Source organism: Methanoculleus sp. (assembly GCF_020696975.1).
GTDB lineage: Archaea > Halobacteriota > Methanomicrobia > Methanomicrobiales > Methanoculleaceae > Methanoculleus.
This window is the reverse complement of the sequence record NZ_JAJGBK010000028.1, coordinates 19,320-40,299: the sequence shown is the minus strand read 5'-3', so window position 1 is coordinate 40,299 and position 20,980 is coordinate 19,320. Positions and strand designations below refer to the sequence as shown.

Sequence of the window (20,980 nt, the reverse complement as noted above, 5' to 3'; positions counted from 1 at the left end):
CCCGCCGTCGTGCTCCTCAAACGTCACCGTCACCAGGAGTTCCCGCGGCCAGTCCCCGCTCATTCCATAGGTCGAGGCCGGGACAACGTTGCCTTCGGCGTCGGCAAACGAGTCGGTGAAGACGAGCCGTTCCGCGGGGGCAATCTCCCGGTAAACGCCCGTGCTCCAGAAGTCCTGGCCGTCGGGCGAGCGCATACCAAACAGGTACCTGCCCCCCTCGCGGAGGTCGACCCTGATGACCGGCGCCGTAAAACTCGCCGGCCCCCACCACCGTGCTATCAGTCCCGGGTCCGTCCAGGCCTCCCAGACGCGGTCGCGCGATGCGGCGAAGATGCGCTGGATGAACAACCTTCCTCTCTCTTCCGTCAGAACAGCCTCTGCCATCGTCTTGAACCTCCTTTTTCCGGGCTACCTACCTGCAGCATGAAAAATCTTTCCCGGCGGCAGGTGCACCGACGAGGTGAAGCCCGATGGCGACGGATCAAGGAGGTATACCATGAACGAGGGTGCTTTCACGGTATGCCCCGGATGCGGGCTCCGGCTCCCCGCAAGAGACCTCGAGCCTGCGGAGCGCTACAACGCTACGGGTGAGGTTGTGGCAGGGCAGGACCGGTGCGGTCACTGTACCGGGACCGGGCGTCTCCACGCTGTCAGGCTCGCGAGGAGTGCGGCGAGACGGTCCATGGTCCCGACCATCTCTTCCTTCATCCCCGCCTGAAGCATCCTGTCACGGTCCCCGGCCTTCTGGAAGACCACGCGGTTCGTCAGCCTCGTCATACTGCCCAGGTCTTCGAAAGTATCCGTCTCCAGCAGGCCGTGGCCCGGCATGCCCCCGAACTCGAACGTCTCGACGATCCGTTCTGGCGGCGTGACCTCGCGGTATATCCCGAAAAATACGTAATGGTTTCCCTCGGCGTCGCGCTGTGCGATGCGCCACATCCCGCCCGGGCGCAGGTTCATCTCCTCAACCGTCGTCGTGAGGCTCCCCGGACCCCACCACCGGGGTATCAACTCCGGGTCAGTACATGCCCGAAAGACAAGATCACGCGGCGCATCAAAGATCCGTGTGATAACAACCTCCTGCTTCCCCGGCCCGACGATAAAATCCGTCTCGGTCATCACCTTTTGCATTGCTCCGGGCCTCGTACCCTCCTGCACCAAAAATTTTACTGCCCGGCGGGACCGGATAAAGCAGGCCGATTGGCGGGAGAACCGGGATTGGCCGGACGAGTGACAGCATCACCGTCCGGGGTGCATGAAACGCCCGGGTAATCTCCGCACCCTCCAAACCAACTCATGCGGTGTGCATTCGATCGACTGTTTCCGCCCTCATCCCGTTCGTTTTCGTCCAACAGCGTCCGTCGTAGGTCCGGGCTTCCCCCGTATGGTCACCTCTGACCTGATGCGAACGGTATCCGTGGACTCCCAGGTGGCGGTGACCGTCTCCTCGGTCTCCCCTCCCTCCTGAACGCCCCTCCAGTGCAACTCCAGGGTGTCGGCATCCTGCCATCCGCCGGTGTGGTCGTGAACGCTCCCGTCGGATCCAACCCCGAACATGTGGATCATCCCGCCCCAGCGATCGTAACTCCAGAGGTCCGTCTCAACGTAAGATATCCCGCCGACGGTGTAAGCAAGGATGCTCTCGATTCCGTAGCCGCCTGAGACCTCACGGACGCTGGCCGTTCCCTGACCCGTCATGGTGCTGCCATCCGGCATGCGTATGGTCAGGTCCAGGTCCCACTCCCCCACGAACCGGTCCTTGAGCCGGTCAAGTTCTGCCGGCTGCTCCATCACCTGCTCCATCCTGTTCCCTCCTCAATGGGCTCCGGGGGTATCGCGATCGCACATAAGGGTTTGTCCATGCCGCGGGAGAGTTCACCAGAACCAGGCCAGCAGGAAGATGGCGACCAGCAGGAGGCCGTCCTGGAGCGCGACCGAGAGGAGCATGATCTCGGTGCCCCGCCTCGGCCCGAAGATCGCGATATAGAAGGACCCGAGCCATCGCAGGTAGGTGACGACGCTGGTGAGCAGGTTCGCCACGAGCAGCGTGATGACGATATCCCTGCCGGCCATGTCGCCCGCCGCGAGGAGGCCGGATGCAAGGCTTGCCGCGGCGATATACGACCCGAACTTTGCCGCGATGATCGTGAGGCCTTCGGGGGGTATGGGAAAGAGCCTGCTTGCGCCCTCCAGGTACGCGGCAATGGCATTAAAGACCCCGGCCTCGGCCAGAAACGCCACGGCGACGATCGTCGGGATCATGATCCCGAGAATCCGGCGGAGGGTTCGTGCGGTCGGTCGGAAGGACGCCCGCACGGCCTCGCGAACGGATGGGGTCGGCCCGGAAGCCCTCTCCGGAGTCCGGGACTCCGGAGGCTCCAAAAGGAGCATCCGCCCGGCCACCATAACGATCCCGGTCTTGAGAAACCCGATCCCCGTCAGGATGCCGAAGTAGATAGCGCCATAGACCCCGAGCAGCGGGACATAGACCGGGACGAGGTAGCGCCAGTGCATGACGACCGACGGGAAGGAGTTGATGAGCGCCGCAACGACGAGCTCACCCCGCCCGATCATCCCCTTGTGGTAGTAGTCGACAAGCATCGCGTCCGCCGCCTGCGGCGAGACGAATGCCAGGAGAAAACTCGCCCCGCACTCGCGGGGCAGGTGGGAGAAGGTCGTGACCGGGTAGGCAACGCTCGCGATCCTCTCGGTGACCTGGAGAGCAATCAGGATCTCGGCGATCAGGACGCCGATGACGACGATCGGTACCGTCCGGGCAAGGAGTTCGAACGAGAGGCCCAGTGCCGCCGGTACAATCTCTACCGTGCCGTCCATGATTCACCTCGCCTTACGGCTTTCGTCCCGCCCCAAAACAACATCCGGTACGACGTCCGTCCATATCACCGTTCTGGATGCCCGACGGCACGACCTGCCGCTGTTGCCCGAACCCGCACTGCAGCATGGGCTATGATGCGGTCACCCTCACCCGGACGGCGAGATACCACTGGATTTAAATACAATGGATCTTGACGATATTTAGGTACTCGATGATTGACGACCATATAGAGTCCTACCCCTGCACTCCTGTGCAAAACTGTGCGAACGTGCGGTGCGCGTTTGTGCAGAACGCATTCTTCTTTAGGTAGGGAACCGGCCTTTTCGCCGAGTTCCCGTGTAATGTAACGGTTTTTCCGTTACCGCCAGGTGGTTTGTTATGTTTGGCATTACTGATCCCGCGATCTGGGTTGGATATCTGCTTGCGCTCGGCTTTACGCTCGCATGCTTAGTGTACGGCCTGTTGAACTGGAATAAAGGAACAGAGGAGGAACCGGATGGCAGTTGATACCGGGCTCTTCGTCGCAGTGACGCTGGTTTACCTTGCCGTCACCATCGCCCTCGGCTATCTCGGCTACCGCCAGACGAAAGGAGACGACGACTACATGGTGGCCGGCAGAAAGGTCAATCCTGTCGTTCTTGCCCTCTCCTACGGCGCGACGTTCATCAGCACGTCCGCCATCGTCGGTTTCGGCGGGGTTGCGGCGCAGCTTGGTATGGGGATGATCTGGCTGACCGTCCTGAACATCGGGCTCGGGATCTTCATCGCGTTCGTCATCTTCGGGAAACGAACCCGCAGTATCGGGAGCAAGCTCCATGCCGTGACCTTCCCCGACCTGATGGGGAAGTGCTATCAATCGTCGTTCATGCGGTATGCCGCGGGAATCGTCATCGTCATCGCCATGCCGCTGTACACGGCGGCGATCCTGATCGGCGGGGCCCAGTTCATCACGAGCACGCTGCAGATCCCGTACACCACAGCGCTCATCGCGTTTGCCGCGGTCGTCACCCTCTACGTGGTGCTCGGCGGGCTCATCGCCGTCATGTACACCGACGCCCTGCAGGGCGGGATCATGCTCGTCGGCATGACTGTTCTTCTCGCGCTCACCTACGTCCAGCTCGGGGGGATCATCGAGGCGCACACCGCCCTTGCCGCGATGTCCGACCTCGTTCCCGGGACGCTTGCCGCCGGAGGGATGACCGGGTGGGCCTCCATGCCGGCGTTCGGGTCACCGATCTGGCTCACGCTGGTGACGACGCTCGTTCTCGGGGTGGGCATCGGGGTGCTCGCGCAGCCGCAACTGGTCGTCCGGTTCATGACCGTCAAGGACAGCCGGTCGCTGAACCGTGCGGTCCTCGTCGGGGGACCGTTCATCCTGATGATGACCGGCGTCGCCTTCACGGTCGGCGCGCTCACGAACGTCTACTTCTACCGGACGGGAGGCGAGATCGCTCTCGCGGCGGCTACCGACGGCAACATCGACACGATCATACCGAACTTCATCAACGCGTCAATGCCGGACCTCTTCGTCGTCATCTTCATGCTGACGCTCCTTGCCGCTGCTATGTCCACGCTCAGTTCCCTCCTCCACGCCATGGGGACGTCGCTCGGGTTCGATGTGCTGCGGCGCACCGGCTCGCAGGGGGCGTCGATGAAGAGGATTCAGGCGGCGACCGTCGTCATGATCGTCGTGAGCGTCGTCCTTGCCTTCGTCATGCCCGGCAGCATCATCGCACGGGCGACGGCGATGTTCATGGGCCTCTGCGCGTCAGCGTTCCTGCCGGCCTACGCTCACGCCGTCTACAGCAGCCGGCCGTCGCTCCTCGCGGCGAAGTTGAGCCTGGTCGCCGGAGCGGCAGCCTGGTTCGTGTGGACCGCCTTCGTCCACGTCAAGGAATCGGCGGCGCTCGGGCTCTCGAACCTCCTCTTCGGGGTGCCGGCGGTTCTCTCCGCCCCGTGGCAGGATGTGGACCCGCTCGTCATCGCCCTCCCCCTCTCGATGGGCGCGTTGCTGGTCGGGTGCGCACTCGACCGACACCGGGTGCATGCAGATCAGGATGAACCGGCCCGGGCTGCCTGACGGTGGCCCCACCCGGGCTGCCTGCTATGGGATAAAAGACCGGTTCCGTCTGGTCATCCAGCATCTGTCCTCTTCTGGAAAGGGAAAGAACTTGCCGTCTGCTCCGGCACGATACCGGGCGGGCGGAACACTCCGCACTGAGAACGACACGCAGAAGTTACGAAAAAAAAGTAGAAGTTAGTTCTTTCTGGCAACCAGCAGCAGCCCCACGATCAGCAGGGCACCTCCGGCCAGGGCCGGGGAGAGGGGCGACTTCTGGGTGGGAACCGGTGTCGGTGCAGGGTTCATCGTCACGTAGAGATCGACCGTCTCACCCTTGCCGGGATACTGGGTGATAGCTCCCGTATAGGGCTGATACCCCTCCTTCGTCACGGTGTAGGTCGAATACGGTGTTCCGGTCACATAGACCTGCACAGAGAGGATGCCCTGGCTGGTGACGCCTTTGACATCGTTGTCAAACTGGACGGTTGCCCCGTCAACGTTGGAGTGGACGGTGTACCAGCCAACATCGCCCCCGATCGGCCCGGGGGTCTGGACGGGGTTCAAGGTTGCGTAGAGGTCAAAGACATCGCCCTTGCCGGGGACAGAGGTGACGTCTCCATAGTGGGTTATGTATCCGTCCTTCTCAACCCGGAATGTCTGGTAGGGGGTCCCGGTGGTGTAGACCGCGACGTACAGCACGCCGCCCTGGATCTCACCCTGGTACTGATTGTCAAAGTAGACCTGTGCTCCATCGATGTTGCAGTTGACCGCATACCACCCGTTGTCTCCGCCTACAGGCGGCTGAGCACTCACGGGAAGAACAAGACAGCAGGCAACAAGTAAGATCACTAAGATATGGCGTAGAACGCTCTGCATAAAAGCCTCCGCTTCAGCTAAAAGAACTATCTGTTTGATTATAAAACTTTCTTTCTTTCTTCAGCACAGGCGTTGCTTAAAACCGGATTTATCGGGAAAAATGGGCCCAAATTCTGTTTTATCCCCCAAAGATCGCGTTATCACCCCATCGTCGGGCATGAGGCCATGCTCCACAGCCCGGCGTTTCCATTCTTCGGACGGTTCTGTTCCAGGTTTCTGTCGGGATTATTCAAGGAGAACGTTCAGCCCGGAGCATTGTCGGTGAACCGGAACTTTGACAGACCGGGAGATACAAAATCCCGAAAAGTTTCCAGGGAATGGCCGATCAAAAGAGAAACGTTCATTTACAGTCTACTCGTTCTTCCCATTATGAACTTTCGCACAGTTACCGCTCTCCTGGCTGTATCTGCCCTCCTCGTCATCTTTGCGGCAGGATGCACTGCCGCAACAGGCGAACCGAAAGCACCCGCCGCCTCGCCGGCAGACGAGGCCTACGCCCGGGGGCTCGCTGAATACGGAGCCGCCAACTACCACGTTGCCGAAGAACACTTCGCGGAGGCCTACGCTCTCTACGCCGGTGCCGGGGATGCGGAGAAGGCGCTGACGGCGAGGAATGCCATGTTCCGGGCGAACAGGACGTATATCGAATATCCGCTCAACAGATCGGCCGCAGAAGAAGCACTGCGGGAGAGCGTTCCCGGCATCACCGACGAGAATATAACCGGCTGGCTGGATAACCGTGCCCAGAAGATCGTCTCCGGGAACGAGACGCTCTACTTCTATGACGTCGCCGGCAACTACCTCTACGCGCACGTCGATGAGATGCAGAAGCGGAACGTGAGGAACCTCGACTTCGACTACATCAGCCGGTATGCCTGGTCGGAGAACCGGTCCGAAGGGATCGGGCCGTACGTGAACCCGGTCCGCTATGCGGGTGTCGAACGGCTGGAGGTCCCGTATGAGGCGCTTCCTCCATCAGGCGTGCTGAAGATCTGGTTCCCCCTCCCGGTCGAGACGGATTCACAGCAAAACGTCACCGTCACGAACCTCTCGGCTCCCGACTTCATCGTCGCGGGCCCGTTCACCACGGGCACCATCGGCTACGTCTACTACGAGATTCCGGCCGGAGCGGTTAACGGAAACCTCGTCCTCTCGGCGGATGTCGCGTTCACCTCCTACGAGCAGATCTTCGAGAGTATCGACCCGGCACTGGTCGGGGAGTACAACACGAGCGATCCCGAGTACCTCCTCTACACGAAGTCCGAGCGAAACATCGAGATCACGGACGCTGTCCGGGAGAAGGCAAGGGAGATTGTCGGGAACGAGACGAACCCGCACCTCCAGGCGCAGATGATCTACCGCCACATCATCGAGACCTACCCCTACAGCCATGTCCCGCACATCTCGCTTGATACCCGTGAACCGAAAGTAGCCGAGTCGGCCCATATGTTCGAGACCGATCATGGCGACTGCGGCACTCAGAGCATGCTCTTTGCTGCATTCTGCCGGTCGCTCGGGATTCCCGCCCGGCCCCTCGGCGGCTACCAGATGCTTCTTGCCGAGACCCCCAGCCCCCACTTCTGGGCGGAGTACTACCTCCCCGGTTACGGCTGGGTCCCGAACGACGTGACGGTCGCTGAGGCGGCAGACTGGGTCGTCATACCCGACGAGAAGCGGACTATGTTCAAGGATTACTACGCGGCAAACCTCGATCCCGCGCGCCTGGTCATCCAGAAGAACGTCGACGTCCCGATGGACCCGGCCCTGCCGGAAGATGCCGCTGTCTTCAGGATTGTCAGACAGTATCCGGCGGTTGTCTCCGATACGGCAGACTACGATCTGGATCTCTTCTGGCAGGAAGGCTTTACGATCAGCCTTGCGGCTATCGATCAATAACCCTTTTTTTTATCGCGGGGCCGGTGCCTTTACGGAATTAGAGCGCAACAGTTGAGCCAGTCCGGGAAATGGTTCGCAGGGCCCCGTTCCCCCGAACAGGCACGGAATAAGATATCCACCACATGCCGACTCCCCGGACACCGGGCTGGCAAGCACCGCGAAAGGAGATCATCGCCCGGCGCATTTCGACCCCGTTGCAGGCTCCGGAAGGCACGCTGCCGGAATTCTCAGCAGGATCCCGGTGGGATAGCCTTATGGCATCATACTCTGATCAGGCATATTGTGGTGATAGACCATGCCAAAGTGCTACAGTTGCGGTGCAGAGATCAATCCAAAGAAGACAAGATGCCCTAAATGTGGGGCAAAGGTTGAAGCAGGGAGCGGGCAACCCCAGGAAGCGATACCTGTCAGGGGGCGACGGTAAAGATCCCCGGATGCCCCTCTCACCGGACCTCTTTTACTCATTTCTCTCTTTTTCCGCCCGCGGAGAAGTCCGCCACCAGTAGTAGACCTCGTAGATCAGGAGCGCAAGCAGCACCGCACAGGCCCCGAAGAAGAAACCCATCACCAGGTCGTGGACCGGCAGTCCCCCGGCGCCATCGAAGGCAGGTGTCCTGAGCACCACGACCTCCTCGCCGCTTACCCCGGTAGCCACCGGTTCGGGCGGCACGTTCGGGAACCCCGGCATGACCACCGGGAGAAACGTCGCAAGGCTGAGGGTCGCGAAAATGGCTATCGCAAAGAGCGTCGCATACTTCTTCAGCACCGCCTGGAGATCGCTCACCGGCGGAGCAATGATGAGGACCTGGTTCGCAAGGCCATAGACCTTCACCACACGTCCCTTCTCGCTCCACCGGGTCTCCATGACCTCAAGAACCCCGGCGTCAAGGAGGTTCTCGATATGGTAGGTGGCGGTGGTGATAGGGATCTTCATACGGCGAGCGACCTCCGACGACGTCAGCGGCCCGCCCCCGAAGGCCTGAATGACCGCGTTCGCCGTCTGGCTCGCCATTGCCCGGGCGATCTTCTGTGCCCGCTCATCACCCGGCTGGACAACTACAACATCATCAACCATGGAGTGCTTCTAGGATCTTATTACGCCCGCGCTCGAGCGCCTCATCGAGGCGGGAGGCGTCCTGGCCCGCACCCTGCGCGAGGGTCGGCTTACCCCCGCCTTTTCCGCCGAGGATGCCGCAGACCTCCCGGACAAGATCGGCAGCGTTCACCGCCGGTGTGCCGGAGGTCGCCACCACCCTCACGTTTCCGTCGCCCGACGCAAAGAGCGCCACGCCGCCCTCATCGGCGATGGTGGTGGCGAGCGCGACGAGTTCTTTCTGGGCCGCATCCACCTGCCTGACGACGACCCGGACCCCGTTCACCATCTCGCCGCTGAGATTCTGCATCTCAAGGTCCACCACTTTCTTCTGGAGACGCTCGATCTCCTTCTTCTGCTCTTTCCATTCCCCGAAGAACCGTGCCACCGTCGCCGGCAGGTTCTCGGGCTGGACGCTCACCACATCGGCGGATGCCTGGAGGAGTTCTTCCATGTGCTGCACGGCCAAAATGGCAGCGACACCGGCCGCAAAGACCAGTCGCTCCACGCCGTCCTGGATGTGCTCGACACCGATGATGCGGATCGGCCCGATCTCACCGGTCGTCCGGACATGGGTTCCCGCGCACGCCTGCACGTCGCTGCCTACCTGCACCGTCCGGATATCCCGGCCCGGCGGGACACCGCCCTGGTAGAGGCCGAACCCGTACTTCTGCTCGGCCTTCGTCCGCTCCTCGATCTGGATGTAGACAGGCGTATCGGCCATGACCAGGCGGTTCGCCTCGATCTCGATCCGCTTGAGTTCGTCGGGTGTGATGTGCTTGAAATGCCTGATGTCCAGGCGTGAGGTCTCGCTCCCTTTCTGGGCGCCGGCCTGGTGTATGTGTGCGCCGAGCACCTCCTTTGCGGCGTGCAGGAGGACGTGAGTCGCCGTGTGGTGGCGCATCAGCGACCACCGGCGTTCCTCGTCCACCATGCCCTTCACCCGGTCGCCGCGTCTCAGGATGCCTCCCGTGACCCGGTGGAGGATCACCTCACCGACCTTCGTCACCTCTTCCACCCGCACCATCGTATCGGACGTCACCAGGGTCCCGGTATCGGACGGCTGGCCGCCTCCCTCGGGGTAGAAGAGCGTCTGGTCCAGCACCACCATTCCGTCGAAGTAGTCCAGCACCATCGCCTCGAACTCGATCTCCGTCGGAAGGTCGTAATAGAGTTTCTTCGTCGGGGGCAGGGTCTTCGCCCGCTCGCGGTAGGGAGCGAGCGGGTCTTCCCCTTCCGCTTCCTTCTGCGCTTCCGAGTGCATATCGGCGATCCGCGAGTAGAAGTCGTCGGGGATATCCACGACAGCCCCCTCGGCGGCAGCGACATCCTTCACCATCTCGGGCGGAATGCCGTGGGAGTCATACAGGGTGGTCACCTCTGATAGGGGAACCGGTGAACTCTTTGCCCTGTAGTTCCGGGCGATCTTCTGGACGATCCTTGTCCCGCGCTCGAGGGTGCTTGCGTACCGGGCCTCCTCGTTTGCCACGATCTCCCGGACAACATCGACGTCCTGCCCGAAGTTCTCGGTCCCCACGATCGCCATCTGCGCCTCCACAAGGCTGGCAAGGTCTTCGTCCATCGAGAGGTCGTTCATCATCCGAAGCGTCCGGCGAAGGACGAGCCGGGCGAGATACCCCTCGCGGACGTTCGAGGGGACGATACAGTCGCCAAGCATGTAGGCGAGGCAGCGGGTGTGGTCGGCGATGGAGTAGACCTTCTCGATCGGGACGACGATCTCCTCGAGCCGCTCGACGGGTACGTCGATCGCCTCAGCGACCTTCCTCCGAAGGTTGTAGAGGTTCGTCCCGGAGATGTCCATCACGCCGGCGAACCGGGCGCTGAGCCCCATGATCTTCGTGAACTCGGGATTGTCGAGGAGGTCTTCAAGATTGGCCGACCGCATCAGGCGGCTCACCATCTCCGGGAAGACCGCATCGTAGATCGTCGGCGAACCCTTGGAGGCCCAGACGAACCGTTCAAGGCCGTAACCGGTATCCACGATCTTGAGCCGCATCGGGTAGTAGAGGTCCCCGTTCACTTCGATAGGCGGCTGGTCGGTCTTTTGCCGTCCGAGGTTCATGAAGACCAGCGTCGCGACCTCTAGGCCGCCGATCAGCACCTCGACGGAGGCACCGGCGTTTCCGCCGCCGTACCAGGGGTGTTCCTTATAACTGACCCGGTCGAGATCGCCCCCGATGGACTTGATGAACTCGTCGCAGAGGGCGACCGTCTCGTCCTTCCAGTAGACCTGCTCCTCCGGGGTATTGAAAGCGTGATGCGCCATCATCTCAAAGAGCGTCAGGTGGCGCCCGGATCTCCCGACCGAGTCGAGGTCGTTTAAGCGGATGCAGGGCTGGGAGATGGTCAGCGGGTTCGCCGGCGGGGGGACGACCCCGCTCGTGACGAACGGCTGGAAATCGGCAATGGATGCGATGGTGAGGTAGATATCGTCTCTCCACCGGGCGGCTACGGGATATCGTTCGAGGCGTGTATGGCCGTGCCGCTCAAAGAACGAGAGGAACGCCTCCCGCATCTCATCAACGGTATGGGGTTTGAAGACCGGGTTGCCGATGAAGTTATACGTCGCGCACGGAGCGTCGCCGCAGAACTCCTGTTCTGGGTCCCGGGTCCAGAAGGCCGCTCCGCAACTCTTGCAGACCTTCCGCTCAAACCCTTGAGATCGGAAATAATCGAGCGTATATTCTTCTTCGAGCATTGAAAATCACGCAGCATAATTCTGTATGATTGAGACCGATATAGTTGTTTGTGCGAAATTCTCAAACATTCCACGTGTCCTGGTACCAGAGATCGTAGGATTCATATATCCCTGTCCGGTCAGCGATGCGCACCGCGAGGATATGCCAGCACTCGCGTCCCCGGAAGAGGAAGTCGCTGCAGGTGCAGAAGTCGGCTTCAACGATATACTCGTCGCTTCTTCCCACTACGACAAAAAAATCCCGGTAGCGCTTCACCCGCCCTTCATCGACGGCCGCAAGCGCCTTTCTCCCCCGCTCACCGTAGACACGTTCGATACAGGTGCGGAACTCCGGTGTCAGCGCCCGGTCCTGTTCGATCTTCTGCCAGATCCCCCTCATGGAACTACCACTACATGGGGCGGATCAGGGATATAATGCCACCCCATGCGGGAAGCAAGGGCCTCCATGGCGGGGGCCTCGAGCGTGTAATGAGTGGCCTCAAGGCAGGGTATGGGCGATGCACGGGCCACGCTGTGCTTCAGTTCCGCCGAGAGGAAGGCCTCCGCACCGAGGTCGACGGCCTCCCGGATCAGGTCGGGGTCAAACCCGCCGCCGCCCACGATCGCCAGGCGGCGGATCGTGCCGATCTCACCATAAACCCGGATCCCCCCGCCGGGGAGGCGGCGGGCGATCTCTTCCGCATCAAGGGAGCAGTCGCCGACGAGGCCGACGGTCATCCGCTCCGTCGCGGAGAGGCCGAGTCTTGACGCCAGGACGTCGTTGACCCCGCCTTCGGCACGGTCGAAGTTTGTGTGCATCACGTAAAGGTTCATGCGGGCGGCAAGGACGGTCCGGAGCAGGTGCGAGACCGGGCCGCGGACCGCCGTGACGGGGCTCCAGAGGGGCGTATGGTGGACGACCAGCATGTCCGCGCCGGTGCGAACGGCGGCCTCAACAACTCGCTGTGTGGCGTCGAGCGCACAGCAGACGGTCCCGATCTCTTCCTTTCCCTCGATGACGAGGCCGATCTTCCCGGCATCGTAGTCCTCAGCCAGTTCGGGTGGAGCAACCTCTTCCATCGCGGCGATGAACCTCTGGATATCCATGCAGTACTCCATGTTGATCTCGCGGAATAAAAAGGTGGACGGGGGTGCCCGGAGAGAGGGGATCGCCCCTGCACCGATCACGTTCCGGCCCGGAGATGCCCCGGCCGGGCGTACCGTCCACTTCCGGCAACTTTTGACATCTTCTCGGGAGGAAAACGGACAGTATCAGTAAAAGTTGGCAGAAATCCGAGATACAAAATAGAAATAATTATCCATCAAAAAGCCGACATTCGACTGCTATCTATCGGAGAGAGAGCATGTTAAGAACTCTTATCATCGGAATGACATTCCTCGTCCTCTGTGCCGGCATCCCTTCCGTATCTGCGGGGATCGGAGGAGATGAAGGATGGTACCGTGTCCACTGCAACATCGACGGTGCCGATGTTTACTTTGACGGACAGTACAAAGGTACCACGTACGGAGGATGGGTCGACATCCCGTCCTACACCACCGGAACGCCCTACAACAATATCCGGGTCGAGAAGAGCGGCTACCAGACCTACTCCGGCAGCCTGCCCTCGGGACCTGTGGCCGGCGAGACTGTGAACGTCTACGCGACGCTGCAGCCGGTCGAGACCGCCGGTTCGATCCATGTCACGTCAAGCCCTTCAGGCTCGGCCATCTACTTAAACGGGAACTACCGCGGAGTGGCGCCGCTCACGATCCAGAACCTCGTCCCCGGCACCTACTCCCTTGACGCCGAGCGGTCCGGTTACCAGTCCGACCACACGACCGTCACGGTCAGGGCGGGACAGCAGTCGAACGTTCAGTTCACCCTGACACCGATCCAGCAGTACGGGTCGGTCAAGATCACGTCCGTTCCCTCCGGTGCCTACGTCTACATGGACGGGGTCTACAAGGGCCGGACCCCCCTGACGCTCACGAGCGTCTCGGCGAAGAACCATATCGTCGAGCTCGACCTTGCCGGCTACTATGACTGGAAGTCGACTGTGGCAGTGACCTCCGGCGTCACCCGCTACGTCGACGCCCGGCTGACGGCCGTCCCCTCCGAGACCACCGGAGCCATCGATGTGGTCTCCTACCCGGCAGGTGCGGACGTCTTCCTCGATGAGAAGTACCAGGGCAAGACCCCCTCGGCAGGAGTGTACACCATCTCGAACGTCGCGGTCGGTTCCCATACCGTGAGAGTTGCCCTCTCGGGCTACCAGGACTACACGACGTCGGTCGGCGTCAGCGGCGCAACCACGAGCCATATCACCGCGGCCCTCCAGCCCGGCCAGCCGAGCACGACCGGCTCCATCGCGGTCACCTCCTCCCCCTCCGGCGCCGAGGTCTACATCGACAACGCCTATAAGGGCATCACCCCGCTGACCATCGACGGTGTTGCCACCGGCAACCATGCCGTCAGGGTGGCACTCGCGGGCTACAGCGACTGGTCGACCAGCGTCCAGGTCGGCGCCGGAAGCACCGCCTCCGCCTCGGCCTCGCTCTCCGCTGTCCCGACCCAGGCACCCAGCGCCGGCGTGCCGCCCTTTGCGGTAGTCGGGGCGCTCGGCATCCTCGGGCTCCTTGTTGCCCTGCACAGGCGCGACTGAAGAGTTAGAATCCCCCTCTTTTTGGCAGAACCCTCCATGACTTGATCGCTCCCGGAACGTCTGCGTACTCCGGCCGGATATTACCAAAAGTAATAATCAACACCTATAAATATTCTAAAATGAATATACGTTCATGGAAAAGTCCCTGGACCTCATCAATACCCGGATACGCGACGGTAATGCACGAGTTGTTACCGCCGACGAGATGCCGGGGATTGTCGACGAGCTGGGAGAGGAAGGGGCACTGGCGGAGGTCGACGTCGTCACGACCGGGACGTTCGGGGCAATGTGCTCCACCGGTGCCTTCTTCAACTTCGGGCACGCCGACCCCCCCATACGGATGGAGCGTGTCTGGCTCAACGACGTGGAAGCATACGCGGGAATCGCGGCGGTCGACGCATACCTGGGGGCGACCCAGGAGGCCGACACCAAGAACCCGCTCTACGGCGGCGCCCACGTCCTCGAAGAACTCGTGGCAGGGGGCACCGTCGAACTGCGGGCGACCTCCCGCGGCACCGACTGCTACCCGCGCCGGAGCATCACGACAGAGCTGCTGCTCGAGGACATGAACCAGGCGATCATGGTCAACCCGAGAAACGCCTTCCAGTGTTACAATGCAGCCTCGAACGCCACCGATCGGACGCTCAACACCTACATGGGAACCCTCCTCCCCCGGTGCGGCAACGTCTCCTACTCCGGCGCCGGAACCCTCTCGCCGCTCGCAAACGACCCCAACTTCCGGGTCATCGGGAGCGGCGTCCCGATCTTCCTTGCCGGGGGAGAGGGTATGATCGTCGGAGAAGGCACCCAGCACTCGGCAGGCGGCGGATTCGGGAACCTGATGGTCGCCGGGGACATGAAGCAGATGCGCCAGGAGTTCCTGCGTGCAGCGGTGATGAACGGCTACGGCGTGACGATGTACGTCGGCGTCGGCATCCCGATACCGGTCCTCGATACCGGGATCGTCCGGAGCACCGCGGTGCGGGACGAGGATATCCTGACCGACGTCATCGATTACGGTACGCCCCGGCGGGACCGGCCGTCGCTCGCGAAGGTCAGTTACGCCGACCTCAAAAGCGGCTCGGTCGAGATCGGCGGTGAGACCGTCCGGACATCGTCGCTCTCCAGTTACCGGAAGGCCCGGGCGGTGGCACAGGAACTGAAAGGCTGGATCGAGGCGGGGAAGATGGAACTTGCGCTTCCCACCCGGCGGATCGACCCGACGAAACGTGTGAGGCCGATGCGGGAGACGGCCGTCACCCCCCGCGTCCGCGACATCATGAACCGGCAGGTGATCAGCATCACGGAGGACGAGGAGATCCGGGTGGCGGCAAAGCGGCTCCTTAAAGACGAGACGAACCACCTCCCTGTCCTCGACGGGAACGGCACGCTTGTCGGGATCATCACTACCTACGATGTCTCAAAAGCGGTGGTGAATGACGGGAGGCTAAAGCAGGTGAAGGATATCATGACCCGGAACGTGATCAAGACGACCTCCGACGAGCCGGTGGATATCGCCGCCCAGATACTGGAGCGGAATAACATCAGCGCACTCCCCGTGGTTGACGCGACGAACCGGGTGGTCGGCATCCTCTCGGCGATCGATCTCGGGAAACTCTTCGGCGGGAGGCGGCGGCGATGAAGCTTCTGCTCGCGTTCTCGCGGAAAGGGAAGACCGACCCGGGGAGGGAGCCGGTGATCGCCCGGGTGGTGAAGGAGACCGGCGTCCTCATCAACGTCGAGAAGGCCAATATCGACTCGATGGCCGGCGAGGTGCTGATCGACGTCCCGGATAAGGACGCCGACCAGGTCCGGCGGCGCCTTGAGGAACTCGGAGTCTTTGTCCGTGTGATGGAGAACGCTGTTGCCCGCGACGAGGAGGAGTGTGTCGACTGCGGGGCCTGCATCAGCGTCTGCCCCCAGGAGGTCTTCTCCTTCGACGAAGAGTGGCGGCTCCGCGTGAGTTCCGAACGGTGCGTTCTCTGCGGCAAATGCATCCAGGCGTGTCCGCACGGCGCCCTCTCGCAACAGGGATGATACGGGAGCACTTCGAGTTCCGGCAGACGATCACGACGATCCTCGCCGACGATCCCGGGCACGTCAAGGCGGCAAAGTCCGGGATGATCGCCGCCCGGCAGGAGGTCGAGCAGCAGATCGCCGCGGATCCCTATTTTTCGGCAACCCTTGAGCCTTATACACCGAAGGCCCCGGAGAGGACACCCGGCCGCATGGCCCGGGCCGCAGCAGTTGCCGGGGTCGGGCCGATGGCGGCCGTGGCGGGCGCCATCGCCTGGGCCGGGGTGGAGGCGATGGTCGAAGCCGGCGCGACGTTTGCCCTCATCGACAACGGCGGGGATATTGCTCTTGTGAGCGACCGCGATGTGAAGATAGGCATCTATGCGGGGGCATCGCCATTAAGCGGGCATATCGCGTTCCGAATCCCGCCGCAGAACGAGATTCTCGGGATCTGCACCTCGTCGGCGACGGTGGGGCCGTCGATCAGTTTCGGCGTCGCCGACGCCGTGACGGTCTTTGCCCCCGACGTCGCCGTCGCGGACGCCTGGGCGACGGCGATCTGCAACCGGATCACCCCCGGCGACACATCAGTCCTCGACGCCCTCCCGGGGACCGGAGTTACGGGCGTGCTCGCCATCATCAACGACGCGGTCATCCGCTGGGGGGACCTCCCCGAGATCGTGCGGGCGAGGGTGGATGAACGGCTGATCACTGCCGGAGGCGACTGGCGGCACGGCAGGAGTTAAAAAAACCCTGCGGGGTTCTGCCAGATCGCCCGTCTACAGGGACTCGTCCAGGTACCGGATGGTCCCGGCATATGCCTGTTTTCCTTCAAACCGTACGAGCGTCTCCTCTCCATCGGTGATGAGAACGACGGGCTCCCCGTCAACCATGCCGAACACCACCTCATAGATATCGACCTCGTCGATGACGATTCCCCGCACAAGGTCCGATGCCGCGTGGAGTTGCAGCCGCTCCATCACGAGGTCGTCCGGCGTCTCCCGGAAGAAGTAGTAGAAGACCTGATAGGCGTTGAGGAGGTCGGAGGAGAGCAGCGCTCCCCGGGCCTCTTCGTCAAGCGTATCGAGTCTCTCTGCGAGAAGTTCGTCGTCGTCGCCACTTGCCTCAAAGAGTTTGTCGGCAAGGTCCGCCAGTTCTGCATAGTCGGCCATACCCGGTTCCCACCGTAGTGTATACCGCCCGGAAAGCGCCCGGCAGAGCCGGAACGGCACAGGCGGCGCATGAATAACTATATCGGTCTGTCCGGAAAAAAGAATAGGTGTGCGTGAGGAAGATCTGGATTGGGCTGTATATCACGGGATTCCACAAACCGGCAGCATTACGGTCGAGGACCTGGCAGCAGCCACCGGGCTTGAACCCGGTGCGGTCACGGCATCGCTTGAGCGCCTGGAACACTACCTCCTGGTCCGGCGGACCGGTGATACAGTGCGCCTCCTCTCCATCCAGGAGTCGCTGATCGAGTGCCAGTGCCGGTATACTGCAGATGACCTCCCGTTCGTCATCGAGAACGGTGTCGTCAGGGCGAAAAAGAGGGATGACTGATCATGCCTGAAGTTGCCGTACTCCGGATAGGCCACCGGCCCGAACGCGACCAGCGGGTGACGACACACGTCGGGCTCGCGGCGCGGGCACTCGGGGCCCGGGGGATGTACCTCGCCGCAAACGACCCCGGCGTGATCGCGAGCATAACGGACGTGGCCTCACGGTGGGGGGGAGACTTCTTCGTGGAGAACGACGTGAAGTGGCGGCGGTGCATCCTGGACTGGAAAGCCGCCGGCGGCAAGGTCGCCCACCTCACGATGTACGGGCTCCGGATGACCGACGTCATCGACGAGATCCGCGGAGAAGAGCGGGTGCTCGTCGTGGTGGGGGCGGAGAAGGTGCCGGGCGACATCTACGGCCTTGCCGACTACAACGTCTCGGTGACGACCCAGCCCCACTCCGAGATCTCAAGCCTCGCCCTCTTCCTCGACCACCTCTACGAGGGGAAGGAACTCAACCGGGAGTACCCGGACGCGAAGATCCGGATCGAGCCGGCGAAGGCAGGCAAGAAGACGGTGGAGCGGTGACGGGGCGGGTTCTGGTTGCCGGGTTCGCCACGCGCCACGTGGCGCAGTCGGCCCACCGGGCCGGCTACACGGTCTACGCCGTCGACCACTTCTGCGACCGGGACCTTGCCTGGTACACGGAGGACTGCCTCTCGTTCGATGACCTCGCCGAACTCCCGGACAGGATCACCGAACTCGCCGCCCGTCACCCGGTCGACGCGCTGGTCGTCACCTCGGGCGCCGAGACGATCGGGACGACGATCCCGCTCTGCGGCACACCGCCCCGGAAAGTCGAGCGGTTCCTCGACAAACTGGAGATCCAGCGGTTCTTCGAGGGGCTGGAGGTGCCGGTCCCGCCGCTTGCCGCGAGCGATCAGTTTCCGGTGATGGTCAAACCGCGCAGGGGAGCCGGAGGGTGGAGGAACGCGGTCGTGAAGACCGGGGAAGAACTCCGCCGGTGGGAGGAGACCTGGCCGGACGTGCCCTACATCGCGCAGCGACTCGTCGACGGGATCCCGTCAAGCGTCTCCTGCGTCACGGACGGCCGGCGCGCACGGGCCATCGCGGTCAACCGCCAGATCCTCCGGGGGGAGGGGGAGAGCGCACACGGGTTTGCCGGGTCGGTCACCCCGTTTGCCCACCCGCTTGCCGAAGAGATGGTCGCGGCAGCAGAGCGGATTGCTGCTGCAAGCGGGTGCGTGGGCTCGGTCGGGATCGACTTCATGGCGGGAGAGAAGCCCTGGGCAATCGAGATCAATCCCCGGTTCCAGGCAACCGTGGATACGGTCGAGATGGCGACAGGAGAGAGCGTCTTTGGTATGCACATGGACGCCTGCCGCGGTGTGATCCCTGCGGTGCGGCCCGCAGCGCGGCAGGTCGCGGTCCGGCGGATCCTCTTTGCCGAACGGGATATGCGCCTTGATAACGACCTCTCGGCGCTTGCGCCCCGGATTGCCGATATTCCCTGGCCCGGGAACGAGTTTGAGGAGGGGCACGCGGTCGTGAGCGTCTACGGGGTGGGAGAGACGGAGACGGCGGCGTATGCGGACCTTGAGAGAAATACCGGGGCCGTCCGGAGGCTGATCCGGGGTTGAGCCCCGGGCACGTCCCCTTCGGCCCTCTCAAACAGGAAAGGAAATTAAAGGTTGAGAACCCAGGTACGGGGCATCAATGCGGGAGAGATCTATTATACAATATCAAGTTATAGGGGAGAATTGAGCATGGTATCCGTCAATGAACTATTAAACGACCCGGCAATCCACGCCTACATCCTGCGCATGATCGGGGAGGAAGGGGTCGAACTTCTCAGGCGGTTCCCCGAAGATGGGGAGCACAGCGACGAGGAGCTTGCCGAGAAGACCGGGGTCAACCTCAACACGGTCCGCCACACGCTGTACACGCTTTATGAGAGGCGACTCGCCGAGTACCGGCGGTTGAAGAACGCAGAGACCGGCTGGCTCACCTATCTCTGGCACCTCCGCCTGGACCGCCTCCACGACGTGATCGAGGAGGAGATCAAGGATGCCCTCGAACACCTCGACGCACGGCTCACCTACGAGGAGAAGAACGACTTCTATACCTGTAAGGGCTGCGGCGCCATCTACACCTTCACGGACGCGGCGAACTGGAACTTCGAGTGTCCGAACTGCGAGGAGATGCTCGAACACTTCGATAACGAACTCCTCGCGACCGCTCTCAGAAGACGGGTCGACAGGATCAAGGAGAGCCTCGGGAGTGCGTGAAGAGGACTGCATCGCTCTCCTCCGGCGCGCCGGGTGCTCGGAAGGGGTCATCGCGCACTGCCGGGCGGTGCGTGACCTCGCGCTCACCTATGCCTCCGATCCTATTGTAGACCGCGACCTGGTCGAGGCCGGGGCTCTCCTCCACGATATCGGTCGCGGAGTGACGCACGATATTCGCCATGCTGAAGTGGGCGGCACGATATGCCGGTCGTTCGGTCTTGACGAAGCGATCGTCGCCATCGTCGAACGGCATATCGGCGCCGGGCTGACGACCGAGGAGTGCTCGCTCCTCGACCTGACACCGCGCGACTGCATGCCGCGGACGCTTGAAGAGAAGATCGTCGCCCATGCGGACAACCTGGTGAAAGGGACCCGCGTCATCACGATGGAGGAGCGGATGCAGCACGCAATAGCTATCCCAGGACGGCAGAGGGAGCGGATCTGCCGGCTCGGGCGAGAAGTGGAACTTTTCAGATGATCAGCCGTTTCACCTGCGGAAGCGCGCGCAGGTCTTCGTAAACCGATGCCGGAACCCGCGGCTCGTCCACGATCATCACGAGTCTCGGCTCTTCGGCGAGGTAAGGGTCGGTGACGAATATCTGGCGGATGGAGAGATCGTGATCGACGAGGACTTTGACCGCCGCGCCGACGATCCCCTTCTGGTGCGCGTCCTTTGGATAGAGCGTGATGACCGAGAGACCGAGGGCCTCGGCGACCCGGGAGAGGTCGGGCGCGGCGCGCATCCGGATGAAGACCTCCCGCAGGTCAGGGTTCTCAAGGATGCGACGGGCTGTTGCGTCGACGACCCGACGGTCGGTCTCGATCGCTCTCCCGATGTGCGTGGCGGGGATCTCGACGCCGTTACAGGCAATCCGCCCGTCCTCGTTGATGCCGAACCCGTTTTCCAGCAGGAACCGGACGACCCGGCTCTGGGATGGTGAGTCGGCAAACTCCCGTGAGATGTCAGCCCACATGTGGAAATGTTGGCGTGAGGCGCATAAATACGCACCGAAGGCGGTCCCGGGGCAC

Annotated in this window: 23 protein-coding genes; 12 read left to right on the top strand and 11 right to left on the bottom strand. The window is 62.3% G+C overall.

The window, feature by feature from the left end; genetic code table 11:
* The 4 genes from QZ650_RS08505 to QZ650_RS08490 all read right to left on the bottom strand — a co-directional run.
* On the bottom strand, positions 1–384 hold a 384-nt coding region (locus QZ650_RS08505; protein ID WP_292522490.1), incomplete at its 3' end, for an SRPBCC domain-containing protein.
* A 234-nt stretch (positions 385–618) separates the two neighbouring features.
* Complete coding sequence (locus QZ650_RS08500) at positions 619–1,119, bottom strand: SRPBCC family protein (RefSeq protein WP_292517827.1); 501 nt, start codon at positions 1,117–1,119, stop codon at positions 619–621.
* A 210-nt stretch (positions 1,120–1,329) separates the two neighbouring features.
* The gene (locus QZ650_RS08495; RefSeq protein WP_292517824.1) at positions 1,330–1,803 is read right to left on the bottom strand and encodes a hypothetical protein; all 474 of its coding nucleotides are present in this window, start codon (positions 1,801–1,803) and stop codon (positions 1,330–1,332) included.
* A 72-nt stretch (positions 1,804–1,875) separates the two neighbouring features.
* On the bottom strand, positions 1,876–2,835 hold the full coding sequence (locus QZ650_RS08490) for a nucleoside recognition protein (protein WP_292517821.1): 960 nt from the start codon (positions 2,833–2,835) through the stop codon (positions 1,876–1,878).
* A gap of 379 nt (positions 2,836–3,214) precedes the next feature.
* Here QZ650_RS08490 and QZ650_RS11875 point away from each other — a divergent pair, with 379 nt between their 5' ends.
* Both QZ650_RS11875 and QZ650_RS08485 read left to right on the top strand, forming a co-directional pair.
* Positions 3,215–3,343, top strand: coding sequence for a symporter small accessory protein (locus QZ650_RS11875; protein ID WP_366829754.1), 129 nt, complete (start codon positions 3,215–3,217; stop codon positions 3,341–3,343).
* Positions 3,333–4,916 (top strand): sodium:solute symporter, encoded by a 1,584-nt coding sequence (locus tag QZ650_RS08485; RefSeq protein WP_292517817.1) that lies wholly within the window; start codon positions 3,333–3,335, stop codon positions 4,914–4,916. Before QZ650_RS11875 ends, QZ650_RS08485 begins: the two co-directional genes overlap by 11 nt.
* A 177-nt stretch (positions 4,917–5,093) precedes the next feature.
* On the opposite strand, the gene QZ650_RS08480 is transcribed toward QZ650_RS08485, so the two are convergent.
* A complete protein-coding gene (locus QZ650_RS08480; RefSeq protein ID WP_292517814.1) occupies positions 5,094–5,747 on the bottom strand; it encodes a hypothetical protein in 654 nt (217 codons plus the stop codon).
* A 396-nt stretch (positions 5,748–6,143) separates the two neighbouring features.
* Here QZ650_RS08480 and QZ650_RS08475 point away from each other — a divergent pair, with 396 nt between their 5' ends.
* On the top strand, positions 6,144–7,670 hold the full coding sequence (locus QZ650_RS08475) for a transglutaminase-like domain-containing protein (protein WP_292517811.1): 1,527 nt from the start codon (positions 6,144–6,146) through the stop codon (positions 7,668–7,670).
* Between the two features lie 457 nt (positions 7,671–8,127).
* Here QZ650_RS08475 and QZ650_RS08470 read toward each other — a convergent pair whose 3' ends face one another.
* The 4 genes from QZ650_RS08470 to QZ650_RS08455 form a co-directional block, all read right to left on the bottom strand.
* A complete protein-coding gene (locus tag QZ650_RS08470; RefSeq protein ID WP_292517808.1) occupies positions 8,128–8,745 on the bottom strand; it encodes a helix-turn-helix domain-containing protein in 618 nt (205 codons plus the stop codon).
* On the bottom strand, positions 8,738–11,482 hold the full coding sequence (gene alaS / locus QZ650_RS08465; protein WP_292517806.1) for an alanine--tRNA ligase: 2,745 nt from the start codon (positions 11,480–11,482) through the stop codon (positions 8,738–8,740). The genes QZ650_RS08470 and alaS overlap by 8 nt, the downstream gene beginning before the upstream one ends.
* A 61-nt stretch (positions 11,483–11,543) precedes the next feature.
* Positions 11,544–11,861 (bottom strand): SWIM zinc finger family protein, encoded by a 318-nt coding sequence (locus tag QZ650_RS08460; protein WP_292517803.1) that lies wholly within the window; start codon positions 11,859–11,861, stop codon positions 11,544–11,546.
* A complete protein-coding gene (locus tag QZ650_RS08455) occupies positions 11,858–12,568 on the bottom strand; it encodes a Nif3-like dinuclear metal center hexameric protein (RefSeq protein WP_292517800.1) in 711 nt (236 codons plus the stop codon). Before QZ650_RS08455 ends, QZ650_RS08460 begins: the two co-directional genes overlap by 4 nt.
* A gap of 257 nt (positions 12,569–12,825) precedes the next feature.
* Here QZ650_RS08455 and QZ650_RS08450 point away from each other — a divergent pair, with 257 nt between their 5' ends.
* From QZ650_RS08450 to QZ650_RS08435, 4 genes are all read left to right on the top strand, one after another.
* Positions 12,826–14,124, top strand: a complete 1,299-nt coding sequence (locus QZ650_RS08450) for a PEGA domain-containing protein (protein ID WP_292517797.1) — start codon at positions 12,826–12,828, stop codon at positions 14,122–14,124.
* Between the two features lie 133 nt (positions 14,125–14,257).
* The gene (locus QZ650_RS08445) at positions 14,258–15,766 is read left to right on the top strand and encodes a homocysteine biosynthesis protein (RefSeq protein ID WP_292517794.1); all 1,509 of its coding nucleotides are present in this window, start codon (positions 14,258–14,260) and stop codon (positions 15,764–15,766) included.
* Positions 15,763–16,161 carry a 4Fe-4S binding protein gene (locus tag QZ650_RS08440; RefSeq protein WP_292517791.1) on the top strand — a complete coding sequence of 133 codons (399 nt, stop codon included), beginning with the start codon at positions 15,763–15,765 and terminating at the stop codon, positions 16,159–16,161. The genes QZ650_RS08445 and QZ650_RS08440 overlap by 4 nt, the downstream gene beginning before the upstream one ends.
* Complete coding sequence (locus tag QZ650_RS08435; protein ID WP_366829805.1) at positions 16,158–16,886, top strand: UPF0280 family protein; 729 nt, start codon at positions 16,158–16,160, stop codon at positions 16,884–16,886. The genes QZ650_RS08440 and QZ650_RS08435 overlap by 4 nt, the downstream gene beginning before the upstream one ends.
* Before the next feature lie 33 nt (positions 16,887–16,919).
* Here QZ650_RS08435 and QZ650_RS08430 read toward each other — a convergent pair whose 3' ends face one another.
* A complete protein-coding gene (locus QZ650_RS08430) occupies positions 16,920–17,312 on the bottom strand; it encodes a hypothetical protein (protein WP_292517786.1) in 393 nt (130 codons plus the stop codon).
* Positions 17,313–17,421: 109 nt separating this feature from the next.
* Between QZ650_RS08430 and QZ650_RS08425 the strand changes: the two genes are divergently transcribed.
* The 5 genes from QZ650_RS08425 to QZ650_RS08405 all read left to right on the top strand — a co-directional run bounded on the left by QZ650_RS08425 (position 17,422) and on the right by QZ650_RS08405 (position 20,429).
* Positions 17,422–17,703 (top strand): MarR family transcriptional regulator, encoded by a 282-nt coding sequence (locus QZ650_RS08425; protein WP_292517783.1) that lies wholly within the window; start codon positions 17,422–17,424, stop codon positions 17,701–17,703.
* 2 nt (positions 17,704–17,705) lie between these two features.
* Positions 17,706–18,230 (top strand): tRNA (cytidine(56)-2'-O)-methyltransferase, encoded by a 525-nt coding sequence (locus QZ650_RS08420; RefSeq protein ID WP_292517781.1) that lies wholly within the window; start codon positions 17,706–17,708, stop codon positions 18,228–18,230.
* Positions 18,227–19,303, top strand: coding sequence for an ATP-grasp domain-containing protein (locus QZ650_RS08415; RefSeq protein WP_292517778.1), 1,077 nt, complete (start codon positions 18,227–18,229; stop codon positions 19,301–19,303). The genes QZ650_RS08420 and QZ650_RS08415 overlap by 4 nt, the downstream gene beginning before the upstream one ends.
* Before the next feature lie 126 nt (positions 19,304–19,429).
* A complete protein-coding gene (locus QZ650_RS08410; protein ID WP_292517775.1) occupies positions 19,430–19,951 on the top strand; it encodes a transcription factor in 522 nt (173 codons plus the stop codon).
* A complete protein-coding gene (locus QZ650_RS08405) occupies positions 19,944–20,429 on the top strand; it encodes an HDIG domain-containing metalloprotein (protein ID WP_292517771.1) in 486 nt (161 codons plus the stop codon). The genes QZ650_RS08410 and QZ650_RS08405 overlap by 8 nt, the downstream gene beginning before the upstream one ends.
* On the opposite strand, the gene QZ650_RS08400 is transcribed toward QZ650_RS08405, so the two are convergent.
* Positions 20,422–20,925, bottom strand: a complete 504-nt coding sequence (locus QZ650_RS08400; protein ID WP_292517768.1) for a regulator of amino acid metabolism, contains ACT domain protein — start codon at positions 20,923–20,925, stop codon at positions 20,422–20,424. The genes QZ650_RS08405 and QZ650_RS08400 overlap by 8 nt on opposite strands.
* Between the last annotated feature and the right edge of the window lie 55 nt (positions 20,926–20,980).

What these genes read in the sequence shown, in the direction of transcription:
- QZ650_RS08500 (WP_292517827.1), bottom strand. Translation starts at nt 1,119, where the DNA reads ATGACCGAGACGGATTTTATCGTCGGGCCGGGGAAGCAGGAGGTTGTT.
- QZ650_RS08495 (WP_292517824.1), bottom strand. Translation starts at nt 1,803, where the DNA reads ATGGAGCAGGTGATGGAGCAGCCGGCAGAACTTGACCGGCTCAAGGAC.
- QZ650_RS08490 (WP_292517821.1), bottom strand. Translation starts at nt 2,835, where the DNA reads ATGGACGGCACGGTAGAGATTGTACCGGCGGCACTGGGCCTCTCGTTC.
- QZ650_RS11875 (WP_366829754.1), top strand. Translation starts at nt 3,215, where the DNA reads ATGTTTGGCATTACTGATCCCGCGATCTGGGTTGGATATCTGCTTGCG.
- QZ650_RS08485 (WP_292517817.1), top strand. Translation starts at nt 3,333, where the DNA reads ATGGCAGTTGATACCGGGCTCTTCGTCGCAGTGACGCTGGTTTACCTT.
- QZ650_RS08475 (WP_292517811.1), top strand. Translation starts at nt 6,144, where the DNA reads ATGAACTTTCGCACAGTTACCGCTCTCCTGGCTGTATCTGCCCTCCTC.
- QZ650_RS08470 (WP_292517808.1), bottom strand. Translation starts at nt 8,745, where the DNA reads ATGGTTGATGATGTTGTAGTTGTCCAGCCGGGTGATGAGCGGGCACAG.
- alaS (WP_292517806.1), bottom strand. Translation starts at nt 11,482, where the DNA reads ATGCTCGAAGAAGAATATACGCTCGATTATTTCCGATCTCAAGGGTTT.
- QZ650_RS08460 (WP_292517803.1), bottom strand. Translation starts at nt 11,861, where the DNA reads ATGAGGGGGATCTGGCAGAAGATCGAACAGGACCGGGCGCTGACACCG.
- QZ650_RS08455 (WP_292517800.1), bottom strand. Translation starts at nt 12,568, where the DNA reads ATGGATATCCAGAGGTTCATCGCCGCGATGGAAGAGGTTGCTCCACCC.
- QZ650_RS08450 (WP_292517797.1), top strand. Translation starts at nt 12,826, where the DNA reads ATGTTAAGAACTCTTATCATCGGAATGACATTCCTCGTCCTCTGTGCC.
- QZ650_RS08445 (WP_292517794.1), top strand. Translation starts at nt 14,258, where the DNA reads ATGGAAAAGTCCCTGGACCTCATCAATACCCGGATACGCGACGGTAAT.
- QZ650_RS08440 (WP_292517791.1), top strand. Translation starts at nt 15,763, where the DNA reads ATGAAGCTTCTGCTCGCGTTCTCGCGGAAAGGGAAGACCGACCCGGGG.
- QZ650_RS08435 (WP_366829805.1), top strand. Translation starts at nt 16,158, where the DNA reads ATGATACGGGAGCACTTCGAGTTCCGGCAGACGATCACGACGATCCTC.
- QZ650_RS08430 (WP_292517786.1), bottom strand. Translation starts at nt 17,312, where the DNA reads ATGGCCGACTATGCAGAACTGGCGGACCTTGCCGACAAACTCTTTGAG.
- QZ650_RS08420 (WP_292517781.1), top strand. Translation starts at nt 17,706, where the DNA reads ATGCCTGAAGTTGCCGTACTCCGGATAGGCCACCGGCCCGAACGCGAC.
- QZ650_RS08410 (WP_292517775.1), top strand. Translation starts at nt 19,430, where the DNA reads ATGGTATCCGTCAATGAACTATTAAACGACCCGGCAATCCACGCCTAC.
- QZ650_RS08400 (WP_292517768.1), bottom strand. Translation starts at nt 20,925, where the DNA reads ATGTGGGCTGACATCTCACGGGAGTTTGCCGACTCACCATCCCAGAGC.